Here is a 24,065-nt window from a genome sequence, read left to right as displayed (position 1 = left end):
AAATACTTATGTTTTTAGTTTCTTTCTATTAGGTATATTTAAAATATTCTATCTACCGACACATAACTCATCAAAAGCTTTCATTGCTTCTTTGCTTGCCATCACTCGTCCGTGACCTTGATTTTCTGTTGGGTATAACGTCACATGCTTGATATTTTCAGATGCGGACTTAGAAAGATCAAAACTACTGAATCTGTCTTTTTTATCATGAACAATTATCGTTTGAGTTGTTCTTTGTTGTAGTCGTTGATATGGATTAAAACTATCGATATTTCGTTGATACTTTTCTTCTATATCTCCCACAATCGCTTGAAATAATTTAATTGAGTACCCTGAACGCTCAATACTGCGAAATAAATTTTCGGTATAGTTCAATACGGGTGCGATTAGAAGTAATGGCGCTTGCTCTAATTTAATATGGCAACACTCTAAAACCGCAGCCGTTCCCATGCTATGGGATATGACCCCCGCCACTTCATCTTGCTCATCTAATACCGCATTTAATCCTTCAATAAAAGCGGGCAAATGCGCATGCTTTCCTTCACTTTGGCCATGAGCTGAGTGATCAAAAGCAACAGCCGTAAAGCCGTTAGAAGCAATGTGTTCCATCAGTGGATAATACTGACTTGAATTGCCTGACCAACCATGCGCCAGTACCCATACCGGTCCTTTACCTAATTGATAAAGAGTAAGCTCTCCTTCTGAGGATTTCAGCTTACTCTTTATTAGCCCTGTTGGTTCATCATTTTTTGGTTTTGTTCTTACTGGAGTCAGCAGTAATTTACGGCCCATTTTTTTTGCATGATTTGGAATTAAAATATAGTGCAATCGTGTGAAAGTATTCAATGCACTGCGTTTAAAGCTGAATTTTTTCTCTGTTCCAAAATAAATTTTCTGACTCATTTTTGATTTTCCATTTATTTTTTATTAATTTATCTTATCGCAACCCTTTAAATTGTCGAGTAATCATTCTATTTTTTAACAATTAGATCACAAATGACGTGTTAAATATGGATTTATAAACGTTCTAAAACCACCAGAAATTAAACATGCATAAAAAATACATGTTATTAATTATTCTTTACGTTATACTTCTTCTGTACCCCTATTTTTGGAATCATTCATCATGAACATTACTGATAAAGCTGTTGAAGAAAAAATCCCTCCAGTACTACGATTGGGTTTTCGCCCTTTCTTTTTATTAGGCAGCATCTATGCAATTATTGCTATTACTGTGTGGGTATGGGCATTTCAAACAGGCCAGCCTAGTCAACTAACCGTTCCTGCATTATGGTGGCATGTGCACGAAATGCTCTTTGGCTTTTCAATGGCAATCGTTGCAGGGTTCGTGTTGAGCGCAGTTCAAAACTGGACTGGTGTAAAAGGAACCTCCGATAAACGACTCGGTTTTATTGTGTTGTTATGGGTATTACCAAGAGTTCTTTTTTGGACAGCAACACCACTTTGGATCATTTCAAGTATTGAAGCTTTATTCATGCTCGCTATCGCGTATGAAGTTGGATTCCGAGTCATTAAGACGAAAGGCGTTCATAACTTCTTCTTCATTCCTCTATTTTTAGTCGCAATTGCCGCGAATTTCGCCAGTTACGCTACGATTAAAGGCATGCCGCCATTTACCTCTGCCGCTGTTTGGGAATCCATGCTTTGGTGGTTTACGCTATTAATCTCAGTAATGGGGGCTCGAGTTATCCCATTTTTTACTGCTCGTCGTTTTCAGTTTGAAAAAGCACAACCTGTCATATGGTTGGAAGCACTGTGTAATATCCCACTTGCTATGCTGTTTATTCTTAGCTTTTTCCCTCTTACTTCAGTTGAAATTAGCCCATATTTAATGGTGATTGCCGGCACTGCACAATTAATTCGTATGGCTAGCTGGAAAGGCCATAAAACACTCAGTGAGCCGTTAGTTTGGTCACTTCATGCGGGGTATTTATGCATTCCTCTTAGCTTATTAATTCGTGGACTTACCAATGATTTTTTCATTTCACACACCGCGATTCATTTGTTTGCTATTGGTGCATTAGGCGGCGTTATTTTAGCGATGATTGCTCGTGTCACTATGGGTCATACTGGTAGAGAGATCTATAAAGGACCGGTTATGTGGCCAGCTTTCTCGGCTATTATCCTTGCTGCAGTAGTTCGCTCTGGCGGCGTGATCTTGTTCCCTGAATATATGATAGATATGATTAATCTTGCCGCTGTACTTTGGGCATTCGCATTTGGTCTATTTGTCTGGCATTTTGGCCCTATGCTATGCAAAAAACGTGTTGATGGTCATCCAGGTTAATTTACGGCACGAATAAACAAGATCCAACTCACACATTCTTAATATTACTGTCAACATTAACAATAGTTAATGTTGACACAACCTTTCCTTAATCTTTCCCTCTGTATTCTTCTCTTAGTTTAAAAATAATTACTATTTTTACTTTGAGGAATACAATATGAATGTATTAGGTTACATGCAAAAAGTAGGTAAAGCGCTGATGGTTCCTGTCGCTACGCTTCCTGCTGCCGCGATATTAATGGGTGTTGGTTACTGGATGGATCCAACTGGTTGGGGTGCCAACAGTGTATTCGCTGCGTTTTTAATTAAATCAGGCGGAGCTATCATTGATGTGATGCCGATGCTATTTGCCATTGGTGTGGCGTTTGGTTTAAGTAAAGACAAAAACGGTTCGGCGGCACTAGCAGGTTTCATCTCATTTACCGTTGTTACTACCCTTCTTTCTCCTGCGGTTGTGGCTCAGCTTGAAAACATTCCTTTGGATCAAGTTCCTGCCGCTTTCGCTAAAATCAATAACCAGTTTATTGGTATTGTTGTTGGTATTATTTCGGCTGAGATTTACAACAAATACTCGACGGTTGAACTACCAAAAGCACTTGCTTTCTTTAGTGGCAAGCGTCTTGTTCCTATCCTGACATCAATCGCTGGTATGGCATTATCATTCATTCTTTTATACGTATGGCCTGCTATTTTTGATGCCCTAATCTCTTTCGGTACTCAACTTCAATCGATGGGTGCAGTAGGTGCTGGTCTGTTCGGTTTCTTTAACCGTTTAATGCTAAGTGTTGGTATGCACCATGCACTTTATCCTGTCTTCTGGTTTGATGTTGTTGGTATTAACGATATTCCAAACTTCTTAGGTGGCGCACAGTCTATTGCTAACGGTACTGGTATTCCTGGTCAAACAGGTATGTACCAAGCTGGCTTCTTCCCTATCATGATGTTTGGTCTTCCTGGTGCTGCACTTGCTATGTACCACTGTGCTGAAAAACGTAATAAAGCCGCGGTATTCTCTATCATGCTTGCTGCTGCAATGGCGTCATTCTTTACTGGTATCACAGAACCACTGGAATTCAGCTTCATGTTCCTTGCTCCGTGGTTATACCTGATCCATGCAATCTTAACGGGTCTATCTCTATTCATCGCTGCAAGCATGGAATGGATGGCTGGTTTTGGTTTCTCTGCAGGTTTAGTCGATTTTGTACTTTCAAGCCAAAACCCATTAGCGGTTAAATGGTACATGCTGATCCCACAAGGCCTTGTATTCTTTGTTCTTTACTACACAATCTTTAGATTCGCGATTAAGAAGTTTAACTTCCTAACTCCAGGTCGTGGTGAAGACATGAATAAAGATGACTCTGTAGAAGAGAACATTACAGATGTAACCAATGCCTACATTGAAGCCATTGGTGGGGCAGACAATATTCTAGAAGTAGATAACTGTATTACTCGCCTACGTTTAACAGTAAAAGACTCTGGTCTTGCTGATAAAGATAAACTGAAATCAATTGGTGCAGCAGGTGTTGTTCCAATGGGTAAAGGTGGCTTACAAGTTATCATCGGTTTAGGAAAAGTAGATAAAGTTGCTGCTGAAATGAAAGTGATTTTAAAAGTCGAATAGCAATATAATTAAATACGAACCACATTTAGTTAAATTGGTATAAGCACCATAATATTCGTACCAGATGTTATGGAGTACAACTCAAGAGTCTTAATTCTTCCCCCTTTAAGACTCTTTATGATGTATTCCTATTTTCACTATTTCCAAAACTAGTTATCTAATCCCACCCCTTTTCTTGTTACACTACACCAATCAAAATTTGAGATGCATTTATGAAAATATTGGTTATAGAAGACGATCAAACCACCCGTGATTTTATTGCGAAAGCATTAGAGCAAGAAGGCTTTATTGTCGATAGTTCCGGTGATGGTAAAGAAGGCTTAATGATGGCAATTAGCTGTGAATATCAGTTAATTGTATTAGATCGCATGCTGCCTAACCTTGATGGTTTAAAGATTTTATCTGCCATTAGAGCGACAGATAACCAAACACCGGTATTAATCTTAAGTGCCCTTGATAGTGTAGAACAACGTGTTCAAGGACTAACTGCGGGTAGCGATGATTATTTAACGAAACCTTTTGCTTTAGCGGAATTATTAGCTCGTATTAATATTATCTTGCGCCGTAACCGTCCTATCGAAAACACATTAAACGAGATAAATATAAATAATCTAACCATCAATTTACGCTCTCAGAAAGTAACGATAAATAACGCCCCTATCGTATTACAGAACAAAGAATTCATTTTACTGCGTTTTCTTGTAGAACATGTTGATGAGGTCGTTTCTCGTATGCGCTTATTTGAAGCCGCATGGGATTATCATTTTGATCCAAAAACCAATGTCATTGATGTTCATATCGCAAAGTTACGCAAAAAATTAGAACAAGGCGGGGCTATCGATTTCATCGAAACAGTACGTGGGGCGGGTTATGTTATTAGACAAACGCGATGAACTTTATCGTTCCTCTATTCTAAAATTACTGATCTGGTTCGCTATCGGCTTGTTTTCAATGATGGCATTATTACTGTACCAACTGTATTCAACCTCTGTTAATTTATATAATAAAAATCTAGATGAATGGCTACAAGCAGAAACATCGCAACTTCAAACCATCGCTAAAACAGACGGAATAGAAGCACTTCAACAAAATATCAATAACACGGATAATAGCAGATACATTTACCAACTGGTTAATCATGCTTATCCCACCCCAACAGGCACTTCGGCCACCACATATCCTGTCATTGCCCAAATAAAGCAATATCAAGCTCAAAATAACCTTCCTGAAATGAGAGCGACAAAAATTGAGCTTCCTGACGGTTCCGAATTAACCATAGGTATTGACCAAGAACGATACTTACATTTTAAAAACCAGTTAGATTCATCCGTGATCTGGGGGACGTTTTTCCCTTTTATTGCATTATGTTTGATCGCAATTCTAATCGCTGTATATATTCTTAAACGTTTAAACCTCGTGAATCAAACCATGAACCGAGTCATGCTTGGTGAGCGAAATGTACGTTTAAAAGTGGGGCCTGATATGAATGAGTTTGATTTATTGGCACTTCACTTAAACAATATGCTTGAGCAAATGGAACAAAGTGAAGCAAAACTTAAATCATTAACCGTAGATATTGCTCACGACTTAAGAACCCCGATGGGACGCATTAAGTTACGCATTGAAGACCTTTTATATGATAATACAGTCACCGATCATCATCAGGATAAATTAGAAAACATACAATCTGATTTCTCTCTTTTGCTTGATACCTTTAATGGCATGATGGAGTTATACCATTTAGAAGATGGCGGAACCCCTGTTAATAAGCAACATTGTGAGCTGAGTAAAATAGTCCAAGATGCTATCGAATTTGCAGAGCCTACTGCTTTAGATAAACAACAGAAATTATATTTAACCATAGAGATGCCCTGCCCACTGTACGCCAATCCAAGCCTGCTTTTTCGTGCGGTATTTAATATTATCGATAATGCGATTAAATACACTCATGAAGGAGGAGTAATCGAAGTCATTGTCGATTGCTTTGGTGTTGTAGTTGCGGATAATGGCATTGGGATCAAGCCTGAAGATAGAGAGCGGGCATTAGATCAATTGGTACGTTTAGATCCTAGCCGAACAGAACATGGCTTTGGATTAGGCCTTGCTCTGGTAAAAACCGTCATGAAAATACACAACGGTAAAATCAGTTTAAGTGATAACTATCCCGGTTTACGGGCACGGTTATTATTTGAGGAAACGGTAAACAACAAGTATTTAACGCAGTAAATTCCATGCTTCACACATTGTTCTAAACTTATCAGCATTACCCGACTCTCTATCTGGGTGATGCTGCATAGCCAATTTACGCCATTGTTTACGGATCTCTTTTGCAGTCGCGCTTTCTGACAAACCAAACAACTTTAATGCCTGAATGCGATCCATTGAAGAGATAGCACTAGAGCCTCCTAAATAACGACGGTAGTTACTCCAAAAATCGTTCAATAAACGCTTAACTTCATCTTCTTCTACTTGGTAATTTGTCCACTCTACATAATATTCTCGCAGTGGATGTGTGGTATCAATAACCTGTGTTGAACCAGCTGTTTTCGCCACAGAAAATAACTGTATGTTCATGGCTTCGACTTGCAACCATTGCTCTGGATACAACTCTGTTTGCAACTGATAAAGTGCATTCATGATTAAAAAATTACGCTTAAACAGATCTTTATCTGGGCTTTCATCAAGCTGTGTTAATAAGCCTTTTTCGATCAAATGAGAAGATAGTGTATGAACTTTCCATTCTTGGTCTGTTTCTTGTAATACTTCAAACAGAGGCCACACTAACGGGTTTTCAAACTGTCCATCCGTTTTTTCTAAACGATTATCCGTCACTTTTTTTGCTCTAATCGTTTAATTAACGAATTAAGATTCCAAGCGCAAAATAAATTAAATAGGATCACTGAACTCATGATAATCGACATTCTTATCCACGGTTGTTCTGTTGCTAAACGGTATTCAGTTATGTGGTAAATAGTAGGAAGCCACACCGAAAAGACCCCAATAATAAGGCCTGCTTGTAGCATTCTAAATACAAATTCTTTATTAAAAAACAGAGTAAAAGGCAATGCAACAAGCACAGAAACGACCATCACATTCCCTTCTCGTAAAAAATGAGCAGCCATTATCCAATACGCTAAAAATACAATAATTGTTCGCCACATTGATAATAATCCTCTATTTTATTTAAATAACTAACCGTTATAACTATACATTCTAGTACTCATAGTGACTTAAGTATAATCATAAAAAATGGCAGCCATTTCTGACTGCCATTTTATTTACAAACTTAATTCACTATTCAGCAATCTCTGCTTCTTCTAGTGTTTGTTGAGTTCGGCTTGCTGCTGTTTCTTGCCCGAAGCCTTTCAAACCCACCACATGAACGTGCTCACGATCTTTGAAGATCTTACGAACCAGTTTATACGTAGTTCCTTTTTCTGGGCTAATGTTTTCTGGTGCCGCGATTAATAATTGCATATCCAGACGGTCACACAATTCAAATAACGTCGCGATAGATTTGCCATCTAGACGTGCTGCTTCATCCAAGAACAATAAACGACAAGGCACTATATCTTTACTGCGAAGACGACGAGATTCATCTTCCCAACTTTGGATAACCATCAGTAAGATCGCTTGACCTGTACCAATCGCTTCACCTGTTGATAATGCACCCGACTCTGCTTGTAACCAACCATCAGTACCGCGATTTACTTCAATGTTTAGTTCTAAGTAGTTACGGTAATCCAGTAACTCTTCACCCAATGTTTGCGGTGAACGTTGACCAACATCGATGTGTGGGTTGATACGTTGGAACAGTTTCGCAATTGCTTCTGAGAACGTAAAGCGAGGGTTACCAAACAAGTCTTGATGCTGGGCTTGATGCTCAGACAGACCAGCAAGTAACATCGCGTGTGTTTCACGGATACCTACGTTTAGACGAACCCCCTTAACTTGACCAAAACCAATTTGAGATAAGCCTTGGTTTAGCATGCGAATGCGGTTTTGCTCACGCTGAATCGTTTTACGAATAATACTCGCAACACTTTCAGAGCTTAATGCTAAGCGATTTTCACGAGAGGTTAGTTCTTCAGTCAGACGACCAAGCTCTGTTTCCATCTCTTCAATTGCTTCAACTGGATCATCCGTATGAATGATATCTTGGCGAATACGCTCACGAAGATGCTGATAAACCGCAATGTAGAATAGTACCTTACGCTCTGGCTTACTTGTGTCTTCCGATGCTCGTAATGAATCACGTAGATCTTCATTATCTGCAACCGCTAAACGAAGTGCTCCCAATGATTTATCCGACATTGAACGCAATTCTTCTGCACTTAAGTAGGCTAATTCACGTTTATGTAGACGACGTTCAACATCATTTTCACGAGCTAAACGTAGCACTGAACACCAACCTGCTTTTGCGTTAACCACAAAAGTACGTAGCTCTTTGTACAGTTTTTCAACTTTACGAGATTGCTTAACTAAACCTTTAATCTCAAGCTCGTTTGATGTGATGCCTTTTTCTAGCTCACTCTTACGGCCGCGAGAACTGTGTAGACGCTCGTTTAATTCGCCTTTACGAACTTCAGCACGCTCTAGTGCACTGTGATCCGCATGAACACCAAACTCTTGTAATTCACGTTTAAACTCTTGAACCGTTTCTTGCTTCGCTTGATGTGAACTCTTAAGCGACGCCATTACTTGGTTGTATTGGTTTGCTTGTGCTTGAGATTGTTTTTGCTTCTCTTTTGCTTTAGTACGCGCTTGTTCTGCTTGTACTAATTTCGCTTTAAGTTGTTCGTTTAGTTCACTGCTCTTATTAAGCAATGCCACTGCATCCTCATAACCGAAGTGATGACGACGCTCTACTAAATCAGAAATAGCAAACAGTTGAGCCTTAATGCTTTGTAGCTGGGCATCAATTTGCTCATGCTCTGCTTTTAATGCATCAAACTGCTCAGGATCCACTTCTAGAGCACGTTGCAAGCTTTCTAACTCAGCAATCGATTTGCCATTTTGACGTAGGAAACTTTCGGCTTCTGATACTTGTTCAACTTGAAGATTGATCTCTTCAAAGCGCTCAGAGATGGTTTCATCTTCAAGCACATTGATGTGTGGTGCGATCTTAGAAAGCTGAGACAATGCTTCTTTTGAAGCAATCATTTGAGATTTATGTTGTTGCTCTGCCGCAACGAGTTCGTTTAATTGACGGCTTGCTTGTGATAATTGCTCACGTGCTTTTTTCAATTCAACTTCTGGATCCGCATCAAACGCGACTACTAGGTGCGTTGATACAAAACCATTAAAGCTTTGGTATAGACGTTGAAGTTTTTGTGAATCAAACGCTGCTTTTGCGTGTTCTTCAACGGCGATTTCACGCTCTTCACGTAATGTGTCTAAACGTTGTTCACGAGCCGCGCGACCAAACAATGGCAGTTCAGGGAAACGAGAGTAACGCATCTGGCGATCATTTAGATGAACACAAACGGCATTCTCCATTTCATCAGCATCAAATACACTGTCATCAAACGCATCAATATCACCTTCAATGATGTAAAGGTCATCTGGACAATCATCAAGATCAACCAGTTTTTCTTTAATGCCCGATAAATCAGAGACAACGATAGCATGACGAGCAGGACCGTAAAGCGAGCTGAAATACGGCGCATCACTTAGTGTGATATCGTCATAAATTTCAGAAAGCAGTACGCCACCTAATGTATCAGCAAGACCTTTAAGACGAGCATCACCACTACCACCAGGGGCAGCTAAGCGTTCAATTTCACCATCTAACTCTTCTTTACGAGCAGAAAGACGATCTTTATTGGTTGAAAGCACGCGCTCATTTTCTAGCGTTTCTTGCATTTGGCTGATAACCATGTGGCTATCTTCTAACTCAACACCACATTGGTCATTAAGTTTGTTTAATGCATCGTTCGCCGCAATCCACTTGGGTGCAATCGATTCTAAACGCTGTGTTTCAGAACGAAGTTGCTGTTCTTGGCGTTTCAGCTCTGAGCGTTTATCTATAATGTTTTCTTGTTGTTCTTGAACCGTCTCAAGCATCTCTTCATGACGAGCTTGTTCTTCTTCAAGAACGATTTCAGAATCAACCGTGATGTTAAAGCGTTTTGCGTATTCAGCCGCTAATTCTTGAGCTTGACGTTGCAAACGAACGGCACGCTCTAAATCTTTGTACTGTGCTTTAAGCTGCTCTGCACGCTCTGCAATATTGCTGAACTGGCGAGCTTGTTCAATTAACGCTTTGGCTTTATCTGACGCTTCGCTGCGCTCAACATGACCTGCAATTGAGGTAACTAATGCTAAGCCACGTTCAAATTGTTGAACGGCTGCAGAAGAAAGGTCCAACTTATGTTTAATCGCAAGAAGTGCGGTTGTTTGACACTCTTCTTTTGCTTTTAACTCTGATTGAAGATCTACTGCATTGTTTTGCGTTAAATCATTATTCGCTGTTAGTTGTTGTGCTTTTTCAAGTGCTTTAACCGCTTGTTGGTATTGAAGCGCACGCGTTTGCTGCATATCCAACGCTTGTTGGTAATCAGCAAGCTGTGTTTTAAGGCTATCAACTTCTTCTTCAGTTAATTGTGCTTGCTCTTCTGACATCGCAAGTTGTTCAGCGGCTTCTTCCACTACCATAACTTGTTCTTCTAGACGCTCTGTTAGCTCTTCTAGATCTTCAGAGTAGCGTTCAATCTTCTCTTGTTGGCGAACGGCTGTTTGCACTAATTGAAGATGATCAGATGCAGCTTGATAATCTTGCTCAAGACCAGATTCTGAATCAGTCAGTAGCTCTAATTCACCTTGCATGTTATTTAATACAGAAGATAGACCCACTAAGCTGCTTTGTGCATTCATTAACTCAACACGATGCGTTAATGTCTGCTCTACTTTCTTACGGCGATCATTTGCATGACGCATATAATCTGAAGCAACATAGTTGGTTGATTCGGTGATTAAATGCTTAAATAAGTCACGATCAGTCTGTGTTGTTTTGATCGCTTCTAGCGTCATGCGATTTTCACGCAATGCCGCTTCCATATCTTGGAACGCTTTTTTCACACCGCCATTCTGAGGCAGTAGATAATCACGTAGAGAACGCGTGATTGCACTTGAGATACCGCCGTATAAAGACGCTTCAAGTAAACGATAGAACTTAGAACGATCACTGGTATTACGAAGCTTCTTAGGCAGAACGCCGTAATCAAACATTTGTGCGTGATAATCAGTCACCGAATTAAACGCTTTGAACTGAACACCTTCGTATTCTGCAACAAGGTCTTTTACTTCATGAATTTGACGTACGCGCGCTTGATTATCAGAGACAGCCTCGATCATTAACTCGGTTGGTTTCACATGACTTGGAAGACCAACAATAATGAACGGTTTAATGTCTACTTTCTTATCACGGCCAGCAACCTGCTGTAATTTAACCGCAAAAAGAACGCGTTGATTACGTGAATTTACAACGTCTAATGCCGCATAACAGGCACCCGGCTTTAATTTACCGTGTAACCCTTTATCACGAGACGCTTGCGAGCTGCCCGCTTCGGTTGTATTACGGAAATGCAGTAGCGATTGGTCTGGAATTAGTGTTGTGATAAACGCGGCCATTGTGGTCGATTTACCGGCACCGTTACCACCAGAAAGTGTCGTTACTAGATTATCAATATCAAAGGTACGCGCAAAAAAGCCGTTCCAGTTAACCATGGTGAGTGATTGATATTTACCACGTTCAATCATACTCATGCATCACCTTCCAATTCTAATTCATGCTGCTCTTCAGCTGGCATATCGTCTAACTTTACGTCATCATCAAGGTCAAAACTTGATTGGCTCGATTCTTCATTATGAATAACAACCGCTTCACCATCGCGGATCAAGCGTAGTTGCGCTTCTTTCATATCATCATTAGAGCGAACATCAGCACCAAAACGGAATACCGCTTCACTGATACGGAATTTACCTTGTTCGCCAACTTGAATGATCATACCTAAGCGCTTTAAACGGCGCAGTGAAGTACGAACTTTATCAAACAGTTTTTCTTTATCTAAATCTGAGCCAGATGCTCGATTAGTCACTAATTTCATTAGCTTTTGTTCATCAGCTAATACAAGTAACTCATCAAATAACTCTTGATTAGTAAAGATACCTTCATGCGCCAAACGCTCAGGGCTTAGGTATAAGAAACACAATACTTTACCAACCAACATGTCTATCTCGGCCAATACACTGCGTGCAATGAAAGAGGTAGAGCGCGGACGTAAGTAGAAGAACCCTTCTGGCGCTTTAACTAATTCAGCATGATAGCGTTGGTAGAACATACCTAACTCATGTTCAAATTCACGTAACAATGCATGATTATCTAAATCTTCGCTGGCAATATGGCGGCCAGAACGCAATAAACTGTCTAATGCTGGGAATAATGGATTAGCAATTGCTTTTGCTAATTTCTCAGGCATAAATTCTTCAATATTTGTCAATGACATTTGCTTGTACCTTCGCACCGAATTCGTTAATAGACTGCCAATCAGGTTGAACGGCTTGGAAATCGGCTTCTGAATAACCGAGACGCACGGCTTGATCTACCACGATACGGGCAAGATCAAAGTGCTGGGAATGAGGATAAGTCGTTAGGTAATTTTTAAGCATTGTACCTAATTCAATCGCTTCACCCGTCGCTTTATGACGTTGAAGCATTTTACTCACTTGTTCTGCTAAGATATCTGTGATTACACTTAATTCTTCATATTCCATTTCATCTGGAACAATACCGGTGACTTCGTCATCACGTAGCATAAGAGCTTCATCACGCATATCTCGTAATCGTTCTGTATCGGCATACGTTAGTAGCCAAGGCGCATCAAAATAGCCTTTAACTGAATCACGTAAACGCTGACTGAACGCACGGTTTTTATCCATATCAATCGCGGTACGAATAAATTTATGTACGTGTCTGTCGTAGCCAATCCATAAATCAATCGCTTGTTGTCCCCAACTTACAATGCGGTCAAGTTTCATTTGCAATGCGTATAACAAGGCATCAATGAACTCTAACTCTTCATTACCATAAACAATTTCTTGAATATTAAGTAATTCAGTTTGAAGTTGATCGCCCGCCGCTTGCAATGAATCTTGTAATTCACGCAGGTTGCCAGAGGTTTCATCAAGCAGCTTTTCACAGCTAGAAATTGCTTCACGCCAGTTTTGGTTTAGCAGCTCTGCAATTTCTTCTTTGACTGATTGTTGTTGTTCATCCATAACTCGTTGGTTTAGATCGATACGATCAAAGATCTCTCCAACAGAATATTTCAGAACGCCAAATACGTTTTTACGCCAGTGTTTCGCTTCACCACCTTTTTCAGCCGCTTGCGATGCCTTTTGGATTTCTTCTGCTACCATCGCCAACTGAATAGAAAGCTTCAATTTAGAGAATTGACGGTGGCGCACGTAGTAATCCGTAATGCCAATAGCTAATGGTGTAAGACGATAGATGTTCATTCCATCGGTGCTTTCACCACTAAAACGGCTAATTAAACGTTGTTTTACTAATTCATTGATTGCATTGTTCGCACGAAAAGCAATGGTGTCATTGGATTGACCAAATAAACCACTGATGATACCAAACGCATCGTGAAGTTCACCTTCACCTAGCTCATCATCAAATCTTTCATTACTGAGAACAGCAATGGCCAACAAAAATGCCAAACGCTCGGTCGGCAAGTTCAATGAGAAATCGTGCTGCTTTACCCAGCCAACCAGTTCATCAACCGTTTGGTCTGTAACAGCATTAGAAAACTCACTCATTGTGTATCCTTTGTGTACATCATTATTATTTTCTCTTCGCCCATACATGAATATAACGACCAAGAGACAGATAAGGTTCTTGACGGCATAACTGCTCTTCTAGCTTCAGCACGTCTTCGATTTGGTAGTCTCCCATGTATTCCATGTTACCAATGTAATCATGAAATGAGCGAACCCCCGATTTCCCTTCAATATCATAACCAGCGTCTTCTATCCACTGGTAAACCTCATTTGGCATTAAGCCTTTTTGTGGTTGTAACTTAAACCGTTTTCTATGTGGCATGCCATCTAAAACATGAGGAATGTTGCCACAAATCACATTTTTCAATACTAAACCGTGATGATTATAAAACATAATCGAGGCATACCCACCCGGTTTTACTTGTTCTAATAAAATATCCAATGCAGCTTTTGGATCTTCCAACCATTCCATGACAGCATGAAAGAGTAGAATATCAACCTTACCCACGCCGTGTTGTTCAATTTGTTGTACAGCAGAGTGAATAAATTGGTATTGGGCCAGTAAACCATTGTCTTTCACTGACTCTTCCGCTAATTTCAACATTTCTGAAGAAATATCACACAAAGTAACAAAATGCCCTAATTTGGCCATTTGTTGAGATACTTGGCCAATCCCTCCACCAGCATCTAATACTGTAAGTGGCGCAGAACTTGCTTTACTATTAGCTAAGATGGTTTCCATATCTTGCCATACAATAGTTTGACGGATTTCGCCTTTGTCAGAACCATAAATGTTCTTAGCAAATTTGTGGGCGATGTCATCGAAATTACGGTCTTTATTCACAGTGGTTAAGTTATGATATTATCTATTGGAAACAAGCATTGTCGCATAAGAGCTCAAGGAAGTAACAGCATGACGCTGTTTTTTGCTCTCAAGTGGTGGTTTTTCATTCTATATCAGCGGTAATAGTCAAAAAATATGTTTGAGTTAAAGAAGTTTGTATCATCAATGCTGATGCCCTTACCAGGATTACTCCTAATTGGGTTTATCGGTCTATTCATTTTATGGTTTTCAAAAAGGAAAGGATTTGCCTCTTTTTTACTAACATTGTCTCTTGTGGGGATTTTCATGCTGTCTTTTCAGCCAATCACTGCCCCATTATTAACAACAACTGAGCGCATGTACCCCTCATTCATCGCACCTGATGTGCCTGTTGAATATGTTTTAGTTTTAGGGAATGGTCATGTTGTTGATGATGAAATTTCTCCCATTTCCGAATTATCTCGTGCAGCTGTTATGAGGCTAACAGAAGGGATCCGTATCTACCGTATGTATCCTGGGGCGAAATTAATCTTATCAGGTTACAGCGGCGGAACAACGGTGAGCCATGCGCGTATGATGGCCCGTGTAGCCCTTTCTCTTGGTGTAAATAAGTCAGACATTCTTTTACTTGAAAATGCTCGTGATACTCACGAAGAGGCGATTCAAACCCTTAATTCAGTCGGTAACAGTAATTTAGTTCTTGTCACTTCAGCTAGTCACATGCCAAGAGCAATGAAAGAGTTCCACAATTTAGGCTTAGCACCAACGCCAGCACCAACAAATTACTTAGCGCACTCACAAATTAAACAACCGTGGGAAAAATATGCACCAAAAGCGAAGTATTTAGAACAGTCTGAACGATTTTGGTATGAGCAAATGGGTCGCTGGTTTATGGATCTCAAAGATCTTTTAATGGCAAGAGAAGAACAAGCACAAGAAACAAACAAAATTGAGTTTGAAGACGTTATGGATAAAGTAGATGATATAACAGAATCTCTACCATTACCGAAAGACAAATAGCAGCTTAAAACTATTCATATAAAAAAGCACGAACCAAAATTAGATTCGTGCTTTTTTGTACGTATCGATAAGTATCTGATCATTTTTACTTATTTAGGATAATTACAATCACTTATCCGAATGAGCATTACTTAAAATGATAGATCTCACTTTTTCTAAGTCTTCTGGTGTATCAACGCCTGCTGCAGGGGCTTCTTTTGCCACTGCTACATGAATTTTTTCACCATACCAAAGTACTCGTAATTGCTCTAAACATTCAATTTTTTCAAGTACACTTGGCTGCCAATTAATGTACGTATTAATAAATCCAGCACGGTACGCATAAATGCCGATATGACGCAGTAATGGATTCGCCGTTAATGCCTCTCCTTTTGCAAAAGCATCACGGTCCCAGGGGATTGCAGCACGACTAAAGTACAACGCATACCCTTCTGCATCGGTAACGACTTTCACTGCATTAGGGTTAAATACGTCATCTTTTTCATCAATGGTAACAGCCAATGTTGCCATTGGTGCAATCGAATCTGATAGGTTTTGTGCGACTTGTTGAATAATACTCGGTGGAATAAGTGGTTCGTCCCCTTGTACATTTACAACGATTTCATCTGCTGTAATGCCACACTTTTCAATCACTTCTGCAAGGCGTTCTGTGCCAGACTCGTGATCGGGTGAGGTCATACATACGTCGCCACCAAAGCTTTTAACTACCGCTTCAATACGAGGGTCGTCGGTTGCAATAATAACGCGGTCTGCCCCTGCCTTTGATGCTTGCTCATAAACCCATTGGATCATAGGTTTACCACAAATATCAGCTAATGGCTTACCTGGTAAACGTGTTGATTGGTAACGAGCGGGAATTATGACTGTGAACGACATAGCTCTACCTCTTCCATTGTCATACGGCGGGCTTCAGGCTCAATCATTACTGGAATACCTTCTTTGATAGGATATGCCAGACGATCAATTTTACAGATCAGCTCTTGCTTATCTTTATCGTAGTTCAATTTTCCATTACACACAGGACAAGCAACGATTTCAAGAAGACGATAATCCATATTGTTCTTTTACCTCTATAATTTTATCTAATATTTGTTGTGCTTTTTCTTCTGGGAATTTGGCATCAACAGGTAAATACCACCATGACGATTGAGCAAAGGACTGACACTTAACTGCGTCTTTCTCTGTCATAATTAATTGCTCGCCATACTGCATTAAATTTTTAATTTCTGTTGGTTCAAACGCTTTATGATCACCAAATCCTTGAGTGTGAACCACATCTGCATTTAATGATTTTAACGTGTCAAAAAAGCGTGGGGGATGACCAATACCAGCAAACGCGACCAAGTTAGATAATGAAGAAATTACGCGCTTTTCACCTGTCACGAGGTTAATCGCATCACTAGGCTCAAGCTTCATTGAAATTTCGTTCTCTTTTGGCTGATCTCCATTACAAATTAAGAAATCTACCGTTAATAAACGATCAATCCCCTCCCTTAATGGCCCTAATGGGATGTATTCCCCATTACCAAAACGACGCTTACCGTCAATAATAATGAATTCAATATCACGTTGTAATGCATAATGTTGTAGACCATCATCCGTAATAATAATGTCAACACCTTGCGCTTCAAGCATTTTCACTGCATCGCTACGAACAGGGGCGACAACTACATCCGCTTTGGTACGCTGCTTTATCAATACAGGTTCATCGCCAGAAATATCAGGTGTCGTTGTTTCGGTAAGTAAAAAAGGATAATACGGAGCTTTACCACCATAGCCACGAGAAGCAACCCCAACTCTGTAACCTTGTAGTTGAAGTTGTTCAACTAGCCACACAACAACAGGGGTTTTTCCATTCCCTCCCGCTGTTATATTTCCCACAACGACAACAGGAACAGAGGCTCGATAACTCGATTTCTTACCAGATTGATAATCCGCTTTTCGTTTTGAAGCCAACCATTTAAATAAGCAACTTAGGGGCCATAACACTGGCCACAAAAGCTTTCCTAAAATATGGTTATCAAACCAAATTTTCTCAACCATTAATCACCAAACTGAATGCGGTGTAACTGTGCATAAGCACCATCATGTGCAATTAGTTCAGCATGTGTTCCACGCTCAACCACTTCGCCTTCATCAATGACAAGGATCTGATCTGCACTTTCGATGGTTGATAAACGGTGTGCAATAACTAAGACAGTTTTGTCTTTTTGCAACTCATCCAATGCTGATTGAATCGCTTTTTCTGATTCCGTATCTAATGCAGACGTTGCTTCATCAAGAATTAATACCGATGCGTTCTGCAATAAAGCACGAGCAATAGCGATACGTTGACGTTGACCACCCGATAGACTTGCGCCGTTTTCACCAATCATGGTGTCAAAGCCTTGCTCCATTTTATTAATAAAGTCAGAGGCATAAGCAAGTTCAGCCGCTTTTTCTATCTCTTCACGAGTAAACTTACCCTCTGAAGCATAAGAAATATTATTTGCTACCGTGTCATTAAATAAATGCACGTTTTGAGATACTAACGCAAAATGTTTACGAAGATTAGGAAGTTTATAATCTTCAACTTTATCGCCATCTAATGATATTGTGCCCGAGTCAACATCATAGAAACGAGTAAATAGATTAGCAATAGTACTTTTACCTGAACCAGAACGACCAACTAATGCAACCGTTTTTCCGCTTGGAATATCAAAACTGATATTTCGTAATGCAGGACCTTCTGCCGTTGGGTAAGTAAATGTCACGTTTTCAACGTTAATCTCACCACTAACTTTTTCTTTAGTAATTACACCATCGTCTTTTTCTTTATCCATATCCATTAATTCGAATAAAGTTTGACACGCAGCCATACCGCGTTGGAAATCAGACGTTACGCCTGTTAACGATTTCAATGGACGAAGTAAACCAAACATCGCAGAAAATACAACGGTAAATGTACCAGGAGTTAATGTTTCTTTAATTGAGTCTACGCTTGCTAAAAATAATACCGTAACTAGTGCCAAAGACGCGATCATTTGAATGATAGGGTTAGCTAAACCTTGAGCTACCACCATTTTCATTCCTTGCTGACGCATGTGGTTACTGATGTTATCAAAACGCTCAGATTCAACCTTTTGACCACCGTAACTAAGTACCACTTTATGGCCTTTCAGCATTTGTTCAGAGGTTGCTGTTAATGAACCCATTGCTGTTTGCATGCTCTTACTTATCTTTCTAAAACGCTTAGAAACAAAGCTAATAGCAAAAGCGACTACAGGAGCAACAACAATAAGCACTAAAGATAACTGCCAGCTGTTCCAAAACATAAGACCAAGTAAACCAATAATACTTGCCGATTCACGCACAATATTAACTAACGCTTTACTGGTTGCAGAGGCAACTTGTTCTGAATCATAGGTAATACGAGAGAGTAAGCGACCTGTAGATTCTTGATCGAAATAGCTAACTGGCATATGCATAAAATGATTGAATATTTGACGGCGAATTCGCATTACTACGTTGCTCGCGACCCAACTCATACAATAACCAGAGATAAACCCACTAAGACCACGAATAAACATCATTGCTAAAATGATAAATGGCATTTTCTTTAAGAAATCTGAATCTGCACTACCAAAACCTTCATCTAATAATGGTTTTAATAACGAAATCATGTAGGTGTCACTTAAGGCATTAACAACCAGAGCAACGATAGCTATCCATAGCCCGGCCTTATAGAGAGAGATTAATGGCCATAAGCGTTTAAATGTTACCCATGTAGATTCGTCTTTTTCAATAGTCATAAGTACTTATTCTTCATATACAATTACCTTTATTCTACTCTGAATTTAGATTATCGCCAAATAGCTTTCTATACCAGACATTGTGATTGAGCAGTGAATAACCTTTAATAACTAAATTATCTTGATCACTTGTAATATTGATCTGCCCTAACTGAGCAGTATCTAACCATTTTATTCTTTTTTCTTCATATCGATCTTTGATTGCTTTACTTGGTAAATTCCAAGGGGTAAATCTACCGGTGGACACTACAGCAACCTTGCCTTTCATTTCTTCAGCCCAACGCATTGTTGAGGAACTATTTGAACCATGATGAGGGACTAGAAAAACATCCACATCATCAAAATCATTTTGATTTAATATCAACATTTCTGAAATAGCATCAATATCGCCAGTTAATAAAAAAGTCCATTGTTCAATCTTAATTTTAACTACACATGAATGAGGATTATAAGCTCGCTTAGCTCTTTTGGGAGGCCAGATCGCGGTGAATAACATATCGCCTTCTCGCCACTGTTCACCTTTAATACAATATTTATTGTTTACCCTTATCTCGCTCGTTCTAATCCATTCCGGAGTAAATGCATCAGTTAAATATGCTTTTCCACCAGAATGATCATTATCTGAATGACTGATAATCAAACCATTAATCGACTTCACCCCACGAGAATATAAAATGGGTTCAATGACGCTTTCAGCAATACTGCCATTACTCCATTTCATACCTGTATCATAAACGACGGTATGCCCTTGGTTTGATAATAGTACTGATAAGCCATGACCAACATCCAAAAAATCAACTTGCCATTTTTTTTCAGGTTTAATCAAAACTGAACACAGTAATAAAAATATAAAAGGTTGAAAGAAATATTTCACAGGAAAGATGATTCTGGCACTAATCAAACCAATGATGATAAGAAAAATGTGATTCGTTTGATGAGACAATACAAACCATGATTGCTCAGCTTTTTCTGCCAACCACCATATTGGAGTTAATGACCAATTAGCTAAACCCCAAGATAGTTCAGAAATAGAATAATTTATCTGTCCAGAGAGAACCGCAAGTAAGCTTAAAGGAACCGTGAGCAAGCTAACCCAAGGAACAGAGAGTAAATTAATTATTGGTGATAAAAAACTGACACCAGAAAAAAAGTAAGCTTGTATCGGTGCTAATAACACAAAGAGCCCACATTGAATGAAAACCACCTGACGCAGTTTCTCCATAAATGGACGAGATTTATTGGTAAAGAATCGTTGATAAAAATACAATGATAAAAGAACCACAGATACAGCACTAAACGAAAGCCAAAAGCTCATAGATAAGGCTGAAAAGGGATTAATAACAAGACATAACAATAAGCACCATAAAAATAATAAATGCTTAGGCCACTTCCAACGAAGAATCAAAACTAATGAGACTAAAAGACAGCCAATCAATGCTCTAATTGTGGGTAAGGAAAAATCCGCAAGCCATGCATAAAAAGTAGCGAGTAAACAACCAATAAGGACAGGCAACCAAACGGTACTTCTGCAAGGCAAAAAACTTCTAGCTATCTTACCTAACCACCAACCTATAGCAAAAACAAAACCAATATGAAGACCCGATATCGCCATTAAATGAGCTAAACCTGAATTTCTTAACACTCGCCATTCATAAGTGTCTATTTCACCTTTATAACCAAAGGTTAGCGCTAAAAGTAATGATTGAAATTCTTTATTCATCGTGTGTTTATAGGTATCCATAAACCACAGACTTCGAATTGAGGCTGTACTATCAATTAATACTGCACTAGTAATTTTACCGTATGAGTGGATCCCTTTGGCTAGAGCGTAATCTTCAAGTTTATAGCCGACTTCATTATGTCGACCTATCGGAGGTCTCAGTTTGACAGTAAATTCCCATAATTCACCTTGTTTGAAAAGAGCTTCGGGGATTTCTTTTTCTAAAGATTTTTTAAAATCTCGAATTGAAAGCCTTAATAAAGGCGATTGATAAAACTTAACTGGATAAGTGTTAATATGACGAACATGGACTAAAATTGAAGATGTTCTTTCTTTAAATGCAATTAGACTTTGAATTTCACCTTTGATGGTAATATCATGCCCCTGACCATAAAGCAGTTTGTTTACCTCTTTATAGTAAGTTATGTGTGAGGATGTGATGATTAGTCCCAGCAGGATGCCTTGTATTAATTTAGCTTGGGAAAACTTTAGTGACACTAAGTAACTAAAAGCACACAGTAAAAATGCAAACAAGGGCAAGTTTGTCGGCCAATAAGCTGACGACAAAAGAATAAGAATTACGACTACGATTTTAATTCGTATGTCATTAAAAAGAAGCATTAACTCATGCCAAGAAAATTCATTAAACGTTTTTTACCAAACCACGAAACCATTAAGCGCCAAAAAGCATTAAAAGTATTCGGCAATGTATTATATAACCCAAACTTATGGTGTTTGAACCGCCGTTCTGCAGCTGGCGCGTTTGCTGTCGGTTTATTTATGGCTTTCGTCCCTCTTCCTAGTCAAATGATTATGGCTGCTGGGTTAGCCATTTTGTGTAGTGTCAACCTTCCATTATCTATTGCATTAGTATGGGTTAGTAACCCTGTCACTATGCCTGTTTTATTTTATGGCGCCTACAAGATTGGTGCTTGGGTATTATCAACACCCGCCCAGCATTTCCACTTTGAATTATCATGGGAATTCATTGGCTCACAAATGTCGACGATTGGTCCCCCATTTCTTCTTGGTTGCGCTATTTGCGCCGTTCTTTCTGCTCTTATTGGTTATTTTAGCATTCGCGGACTTTGGCGATATTCAGTTGTTCGAAGCTGGAAAAAACGTACATTAAGATCAAAGCTATCTAGAAAAAGTTAACTTACCCTCTTCACCCATCACATTTCTATTACTGACAGCAGATCTTTGCTGTCAGTTCACAAAACTTCATATCCACACAAGCAATATAATGACTTTAATGTGATATATTCATGTTTATCTCATTAATTGAACGGTTCTTCTTTCACTTTTCAATTATTTTAGATGCATATAATACTAATAATAAATGAATCATTAAATTTATAGCTTGTTAAGGAAATCGACATGAATGAACTAACTGAATGTCCTGACTGTCTTTCAGATGAATTACTCATATCAGACAATGAACATACTGTAATCTGCTCAAATTGTGGAATAATAAAAAAAGATGGAGTGTGGCTTGTAGTCAAAGAACCTCAGAGTGAAGCTGCTATCTAAGACATATAAAAAAGCCCATACATTAGTACGGGCTTTTTTTAATAACGATACTTTTAATTAAGCAAATATTGCTTGCAGCTGAGGAACAACTTGTTTCTTACGGCTAAGAACGCCATCAAGCCAAACTCGACCATTTTCAGTTGCTTTACCATAAGCTTTAGCAGTAAGTTCATCATTATCACTTACAACTAATAACTCTGAACCTTCTTTCATGATATCGGTTAAAAGTAAGATCATTGTGTGGCGATTGCCTTCAACTTTCATTACTGCAATATCTGCTTCTAAGTCTGCTTTTATCTCATCAAATACAGAAAGATCGATCACTTCAAGTTGACCAATGCCAACAAGCTCACCGTTCATATTAAAGTCTTTAAAATCACGCATAACAAGATCACGTACAGGTGTACCTTCAACCGCTGATTTCACTTTAAACATTTCCATGCCTAATGCTTTAAAATCTTCAATACCAGCAATCTCTGCTAATGCTTCAACACATTTAATATCAGCAGTTGTACATGTTGGTGATTTGAAAATTACCGTATCACTTAAAATCGCACAAAGCATAATGCCAGCAATGTTTTTTGGAATCTCAACATTGTAAAAATCGTACATCATCTTAATGATTGTATTACTACAACCAACTGGACGGATCCAACACTCTAGAGGTGTAGATGTAGTTAAGTCACCTAATTTATGATGGTCAACAATACCTACAATTGTAGCTTCTGCAATATCATCTGGTGCCTGAGTTAACTCTGAATGGTCAACAATATAAACTTCTTCACCAGCATAGCTAGTTTTAAACTCTGGAGACTCTAAACCAAACTTATCAAGGATAAATGCTGTTTCAGGAGAAAGTTCACCTAGACGAGCTGGGATAGCAGCTTCGCCGATTTGATTTTTTAAGTAAGCAAGTGCGATTGCACCACAAATTGAATCTGAATCTGGGATTTTATGGCCCACTACATACATTGACATTGTATTACTCTCCTTTAAATATGGCGCTATTCTAACAAATTAAGACGATTTGAAAACAGAAAGTATTAATAGAACTTAAACTATCTACCATATAAATAGGTAATTATAGTAGTGGTTAAGAGATCCGAACTCCCAACACGCGTGTTCTTATGGTGGAGGAATCCGCGGCTTTTTCCCAAACTACAGTTGGCAAAAAGCCCATACCTTTCGGTATGGGCTTTTTCGTTGGCTTTCGCCTAAATATGGCAGGGGTGGAGAGATTCGAACTCCCAACACGCGGATTTGGAATCCGCTGCTCTGCCAGTTGGAGCTACACCCCTGTAGTTATTTTAATGACTTAACTTTGTCTTATTTTATCTTTAAAAAAGATAAAAACTAATTTAAAGCCTGGCGATGTCCTACTCTCACATGGGGAGACCCCACACTACCATCGGCGCTATTACGTTTCACTTCTGAGTTCGGCATGGGATCAGGTGGGTCCATAA

The 24,065-nt window shown here is 39.1% G+C and carries 20 protein-coding genes, 1 tRNA gene and 1 rRNA gene; 7 read left to right on the top strand and 15 right to left on the bottom strand.

Annotated features, from left to right (window positions below; all coding sequences use genetic code 11):
- Positions 1 to 48: 48 nt before the first annotated feature.
- Positions 49 to 903, bottom strand: coding sequence for an alpha/beta fold hydrolase (locus tag A6E06_RS05420; protein ID WP_065593196.1), 855 nt, complete (start codon positions 901 to 903; stop codon positions 49 to 51).
- Between the two features lie 223 nt (positions 904 to 1,126).
- Between A6E06_RS05420 and A6E06_RS05415 the strand changes: the two genes are divergently transcribed.
- The 4 genes from A6E06_RS05415 (at position 1,127) to A6E06_RS05400 (ending at position 6,155) form a co-directional block, all read left to right on the top strand.
- A complete protein-coding gene (locus A6E06_RS05415) occupies positions 1,127 to 2,308 on the top strand; it encodes an NnrS family protein (protein WP_083190280.1) in 1,182 nt (393 codons plus the stop codon).
- Positions 2,309 to 2,465: 157 nt separating this feature from the next.
- Positions 2,466 to 3,929, top strand: coding sequence for an N-acetylglucosamine-specific PTS transporter subunit IIBC (gene nagE / locus A6E06_RS05410; protein WP_065593197.1), 1,464 nt, complete (start codon positions 2,466 to 2,468; stop codon positions 3,927 to 3,929).
- Between the two features lie 212 nt (positions 3,930 to 4,141).
- Positions 4,142 to 4,822, top strand: a complete 681-nt coding sequence (locus A6E06_RS05405) for a response regulator transcription factor (protein ID WP_065593198.1) — start codon at positions 4,142 to 4,144, stop codon at positions 4,820 to 4,822.
- A complete protein-coding gene (locus A6E06_RS05400) occupies positions 4,800 to 6,155 on the top strand; it encodes a HAMP domain-containing sensor histidine kinase (protein ID WP_065593199.1) in 1,356 nt (451 codons plus the stop codon). The genes A6E06_RS05405 and A6E06_RS05400 overlap by 23 nt, the downstream gene beginning before the upstream one ends.
- Here the strand turns inward: A6E06_RS05400 and A6E06_RS05395 are convergent.
- The 6 genes from A6E06_RS05395 to cmoM all read right to left on the bottom strand — a co-directional run bounded on the left by A6E06_RS05395 (position 6,144) and on the right by cmoM (position 14,559).
- Positions 6,144 to 6,761 carry a DNA-J related domain-containing protein gene (locus A6E06_RS05395; RefSeq protein ID WP_065593200.1) on the bottom strand — a complete coding sequence of 206 codons (618 nt, stop codon included), beginning with the start codon at positions 6,759 to 6,761 and terminating at the stop codon, positions 6,144 to 6,146. The two genes, A6E06_RS05400 and A6E06_RS05395, sit on opposite strands and share 12 nt — an antisense overlap.
- Positions 6,758 to 7,090: a hypothetical protein gene (locus tag A6E06_RS05390; RefSeq protein WP_065593201.1), complete on the bottom strand. Its 333-nt coding sequence runs from the start codon at positions 7,088 to 7,090 to the stop codon at positions 6,758 to 6,760. Before A6E06_RS05390 ends, A6E06_RS05395 begins: the two co-directional genes overlap by 4 nt.
- A 133-nt stretch (positions 7,091 to 7,223) precedes the next feature.
- The gene (gene mukB / locus A6E06_RS05385) at positions 7,224 to 11,696 is read right to left on the bottom strand and encodes a chromosome partition protein MukB (RefSeq protein ID WP_065593202.1); all 4,473 of its coding nucleotides are present in this window, start codon (positions 11,694 to 11,696) and stop codon (positions 7,224 to 7,226) included.
- Positions 11,693 to 12,436, bottom strand: coding sequence for a chromosome partition protein MukE (mukE, locus tag A6E06_RS05380; RefSeq protein ID WP_065593203.1), 744 nt, complete (start codon positions 12,434 to 12,436; stop codon positions 11,693 to 11,695). Before mukE ends, mukB begins: the two co-directional genes overlap by 4 nt.
- Entirely contained in the window at positions 12,417 to 13,754 is a 1,338-nt protein-coding gene (mukF, locus tag A6E06_RS05375) for a chromosome partition protein MukF (RefSeq protein ID WP_065593204.1), read from the bottom strand. Before mukF ends, mukE begins: the two co-directional genes overlap by 20 nt.
- A gap of 25 nt (positions 13,755 to 13,779) precedes the next feature.
- Positions 13,780 to 14,559: a tRNA uridine 5-oxyacetic acid(34) methyltransferase CmoM gene (cmoM, locus tag A6E06_RS05370; RefSeq protein WP_065593205.1), complete on the bottom strand. Its 780-nt coding sequence runs from the start codon at positions 14,557 to 14,559 to the stop codon at positions 13,780 to 13,782.
- Between the two features lie 135 nt (positions 14,560 to 14,694).
- Here cmoM and elyC point away from each other — a divergent pair, with 135 nt between their 5' ends.
- Entirely contained in the window at positions 14,695 to 15,558 is an 864-nt protein-coding gene (elyC, locus tag A6E06_RS05365; protein WP_065593206.1) for an envelope biogenesis factor ElyC, read from the top strand.
- Between the two features lie 108 nt (positions 15,559 to 15,666).
- On the opposite strand, the gene kdsB is transcribed toward elyC, so the two are convergent.
- Genes kdsB through A6E06_RS05340 form a run of 5 tightly spaced genes read right to left on the bottom strand, consistent with a single transcriptional unit; the run spans position 15,667 to position 21,690 of the window.
- Positions 15,667 to 16,434: a 3-deoxy-manno-octulosonate cytidylyltransferase gene (gene kdsB / locus A6E06_RS05360; RefSeq protein ID WP_065593207.1), complete on the bottom strand. Its 768-nt coding sequence runs from the start codon at positions 16,432 to 16,434 to the stop codon at positions 15,667 to 15,669.
- Positions 16,416 to 16,613, bottom strand: a complete 198-nt coding sequence (locus A6E06_RS05355) for a Trm112 family protein (RefSeq protein WP_065593208.1) — start codon at positions 16,611 to 16,613, stop codon at positions 16,416 to 16,418. Before A6E06_RS05355 ends, kdsB begins: the two co-directional genes overlap by 19 nt.
- Positions 16,594 to 17,601 (bottom strand): tetraacyldisaccharide 4'-kinase, encoded by a 1,008-nt coding sequence (gene lpxK / locus A6E06_RS05350; RefSeq protein WP_065593209.1) that lies wholly within the window; start codon positions 17,599 to 17,601, stop codon positions 16,594 to 16,596. The genes A6E06_RS05355 and lpxK overlap by 20 nt, the downstream gene beginning before the upstream one ends.
- Positions 17,601 to 19,349 carry a lipid A ABC transporter ATP-binding protein/permease MsbA gene (gene msbA, locus A6E06_RS05345; protein ID WP_065593210.1) on the bottom strand — a complete coding sequence of 583 codons (1,749 nt, stop codon included), beginning with the start codon at positions 19,347 to 19,349 and terminating at the stop codon, positions 17,601 to 17,603. Before msbA ends, lpxK begins: the two co-directional genes overlap by 1 nt.
- Positions 19,350 to 19,383: 34 nt before the next feature.
- Entirely contained in the window at positions 19,384 to 21,690 is a 2,307-nt protein-coding gene (locus tag A6E06_RS05340; protein ID WP_083190279.1) for a DNA internalization-related competence protein ComEC/Rec2, read from the bottom strand.
- A gap of 6 nt (positions 21,691 to 21,696) precedes the next feature.
- Between A6E06_RS05340 and A6E06_RS05335 the strand changes: the two genes are divergently transcribed.
- A complete protein-coding gene (locus tag A6E06_RS05335) occupies positions 21,697 to 22,227 on the top strand; it encodes a DUF2062 domain-containing protein (RefSeq protein WP_065593211.1) in 531 nt (176 codons plus the stop codon).
- Positions 22,228 to 22,449: 222 nt separating this feature from the next.
- Positions 22,450 to 22,602 carry a nonsense-mediated mRNA decay protein NMD3 family protein gene (locus A6E06_RS05330; protein WP_065593212.1) on the top strand — a complete coding sequence of 51 codons (153 nt, stop codon included), beginning with the start codon at positions 22,450 to 22,452 and terminating at the stop codon, positions 22,600 to 22,602.
- Between the two features lie 57 nt (positions 22,603 to 22,659).
- On the opposite strand, the gene A6E06_RS05325 is transcribed toward A6E06_RS05330, so the two are convergent.
- The 3 genes from A6E06_RS05325 to rrf form a co-directional block, all read right to left on the bottom strand.
- Positions 22,660 to 23,580, bottom strand: coding sequence for a manganese-dependent inorganic pyrophosphatase (locus tag A6E06_RS05325; RefSeq protein WP_065593213.1), 921 nt, complete (start codon positions 23,578 to 23,580; stop codon positions 22,660 to 22,662).
- 243 nt (positions 23,581 to 23,823) lie between these two features.
- Positions 23,824 to 23,900, bottom strand: a tRNA-Trp gene (locus A6E06_RS05320).
- Between the two features lie 65 nt (positions 23,901 to 23,965).
- Positions 23,966 to 24,065: ribosomal RNA gene (gene rrf / locus A6E06_RS05315) — 5S ribosomal RNA — on the bottom strand; the annotation flags it as partial.

The sequence above is a fragment of the Aliivibrio sp. 1S175 genome (genome assembly GCF_001690985.1).
GTDB lineage: Bacteria > Pseudomonadota > Gammaproteobacteria > Enterobacterales > Vibrionaceae > Aliivibrio.
This window is presented reverse-complemented; position numbering and strand designations above follow the sequence as displayed.

What these genes read in the sequence shown, in the direction of transcription:
- msbA (WP_065593210.1), bottom strand. Translation starts at nt 19,349, where the DNA reads ATGACTATTGAAAAAGACGAATCTACATGGGTAACATTTAAACGCTTA.
- mukB (WP_065593202.1), bottom strand. Translation starts at nt 11,696, where the DNA reads ATGAGTATGATTGAACGTGGTAAATATCAATCACTCACCATGGTTAAC.
- A6E06_RS05325 (WP_065593213.1), bottom strand. Translation starts at nt 23,580, where the DNA reads ATGTCAATGTATGTAGTGGGCCATAAAATCCCAGATTCAGATTCAATT.
- A6E06_RS05420 (WP_065593196.1), bottom strand. Translation starts at nt 903, where the DNA reads ATGAGTCAGAAAATTTATTTTGGAACAGAGAAAAAATTCAGCTTTAAA.
- A6E06_RS05415 (WP_083190280.1), top strand. Translation starts at nt 1,127, where the DNA reads ATGAACATTACTGATAAAGCTGTTGAAGAAAAAATCCCTCCAGTACTA.
- lpxK (WP_065593209.1), bottom strand. Translation starts at nt 17,601, where the DNA reads ATGGTTGAGAAAATTTGGTTTGATAACCATATTTTAGGAAAGCTTTTG.
- kdsB (WP_065593207.1), bottom strand. Translation starts at nt 16,434, where the DNA reads ATGTCGTTCACAGTCATAATTCCCGCTCGTTACCAATCAACACGTTTA.
- mukE (WP_065593203.1), bottom strand. Translation starts at nt 12,436, where the DNA reads ATGTCATTGACAAATATTGAAGAATTTATGCCTGAGAAATTAGCAAAA.
- A6E06_RS05330 (WP_065593212.1), top strand. Translation starts at nt 22,450, where the DNA reads ATGAATGAACTAACTGAATGTCCTGACTGTCTTTCAGATGAATTACTC.
- A6E06_RS05400 (WP_065593199.1), top strand. Translation starts at nt 4,800, where the DNA reads ATGTTATTAGACAAACGCGATGAACTTTATCGTTCCTCTATTCTAAAA.
- nagE (WP_065593197.1), top strand. Translation starts at nt 2,466, where the DNA reads ATGAATGTATTAGGTTACATGCAAAAAGTAGGTAAAGCGCTGATGGTT.
- A6E06_RS05355 (WP_065593208.1), bottom strand. Translation starts at nt 16,613, where the DNA reads ATGGATTATCGTCTTCTTGAAATCGTTGCTTGTCCTGTGTGTAATGGA.
- elyC (WP_065593206.1), top strand. Translation starts at nt 14,695, where the DNA reads ATGTTTGAGTTAAAGAAGTTTGTATCATCAATGCTGATGCCCTTACCA.
- A6E06_RS05340 (WP_083190279.1), bottom strand. Translation starts at nt 21,690, where the DNA reads ATGCTTCTTTTTAATGACATACGAATTAAAATCGTAGTCGTAATTCTT.
- mukF (WP_065593204.1), bottom strand. Translation starts at nt 13,754, where the DNA reads ATGAGTGAGTTTTCTAATGCTGTTACAGACCAAACGGTTGATGAACTG.
- A6E06_RS05335 (WP_065593211.1), top strand. Translation starts at nt 21,697, where the DNA reads ATGCCAAGAAAATTCATTAAACGTTTTTTACCAAACCACGAAACCATT.
- A6E06_RS05405 (WP_065593198.1), top strand. Translation starts at nt 4,142, where the DNA reads ATGAAAATATTGGTTATAGAAGACGATCAAACCACCCGTGATTTTATT.
- A6E06_RS05390 (WP_065593201.1), bottom strand. Translation starts at nt 7,090, where the DNA reads ATGTGGCGAACAATTATTGTATTTTTAGCGTATTGGATAATGGCTGCT.